A 934-nucleotide genomic window follows, 5' to 3' on the forward strand; every position below is an offset into this window, starting at 1 on the left:
CAAACGATGTGAAAAATTATGACTCATATCGTGAATCATTGAGCAACAATACACAATTGAATGCAGAATATCAAGCATATATGCAGCAGTTGATTGATAATCAAGATAAATATAATGTACCGCAAGTAACAAATGATTATTTAATTCAACACGCACCAAAGCCGCTAGCTGAAGTGAAAAACGAAATTGTGGATGTAGCAAATATAAAAGATGCCAAAATTACAAAATATGAGTCGCAATTCTTTAATACATTTACCGTGGAAGGCAAGTATACAGGTGGTACATCAAAAGGTGAGTCTGAAGATTGGAAAACGATGAGTAAACAAGTAAATCGAACTTTAGAGCAGTTATCCCAAAAAGGTTGGAGTGGTTATAAAACAGTTACAGCCTATTTTGTAAACTATCGTGTGAATGCAGCTAACCAGTTTGAATATGATATTGTTTTTCATGGTGTTGCAACTGAGGAAAAGGAAAAAACAAATACTATAGTAAATATGAATGGACCATACAGCGGGATAGTAAATGAAGAGATTCAATTTCATAGCGATGGTACAACAAGTGAAAATGGAAAAGTTACTTCTTATCTATGGAACTTTGGAGATGGTACAACAAGTACAGAAGCAAATCCTACCCATGTATATGGAGAAAAAGGAACATACACTGTGGAACTAACAGTGAAAGATAGTAGAGGAAAAGAAAGCAAAGAACAGACAAAAGTTACTATAAAACAAGATCCGCAAACAGGTGAATCTTATGAAGAGGAGAAGGTACTCCCGTTTAATACGCTTGTAAAAGGAAATCTGATTACTCCTGATCAAACAGATGTTTATACGTTTAATGTTACAGATCCAAAAGAAGTAGATATTTCTGTGGTAAATGAACAAAATATTGGGATGACATGGGTACTTTATCATGAATCAGACATGCAAAATTA

Annotated in this window: 1 protein-coding gene; it reads left to right on the forward strand. The window is 33.9% G+C overall.

Features of this window, described 5'->3' with window-relative positions:
• On the forward strand, positions 1-934 hold a 934-nt coding region (locus ACTFSL_RS31070), incomplete at both ends, for a PKD domain-containing protein (RefSeq protein WP_440042965.1).

The sequence above is a fragment of the Bacillus cereus group sp. MYBK108-1 genome (assembly GCF_051917185.1).
GTDB classification, from domain to species: domain Bacteria; phylum Bacillota; class Bacilli; order Bacillales; family Bacillaceae_G; genus Bacillus_A; species Bacillus_A cereus.